Annotated in this window: 1 protein-coding gene; it reads left to right on the top strand. The window is 46.3% G+C overall.

Annotated elements, in window-relative coordinates:
* A partial coding sequence (locus F0U44_RS23870; protein ID WP_149730575.1) for a hypothetical protein occupies positions 1–287 on the top strand: 287 nt, incomplete at its 5' end.
* Positions 288–367: the final 80 nt, after the last annotated feature.

Below are 367 nucleotides of genomic sequence, written 5' to 3'. Positions count from 1 at the left end.
CTAAGTACAACCAGTACTTGAAGATGAGTACGACGACTTGCAACTGCAACAGTCGTGACCGTGTTGTATACGGCGGCAACAGCGCTGACAGCACCAGGGAGCAATGGTTCTTCCAGCCCGCCAAGTACGAAAACGACGTCCTGTTCTTCATCTACAACCGCGAATTCAACGATGCCTTGGAGCTCGGTACGATCGTGAACGCCTCGGGAGACCGCAAGGCCGTTGGACACGATGGTGAAGTCGCCGGTCTTCCTGACATCTACTCGTGGTTCATTACACCTTTCTAAACGACCAAAGGCACTGTTATATGTTCATGAATAATGTAATAAACGAGCATTCTTAAAAAAAAAAAAAAAAAAAAAAAAAA

The organism is Nocardioides humilatus, assembly GCF_008373755.1.
Classification (GTDB): domain Bacteria; phylum Actinomycetota; class Actinomycetes; order Propionibacteriales; family Nocardioidaceae; genus Nocardioides; species Nocardioides humilatus.
The sequence above is the reverse complement of the archived record's forward strand: the minus strand, read 5'-3'. Positions and strand labels throughout refer to the sequence as shown.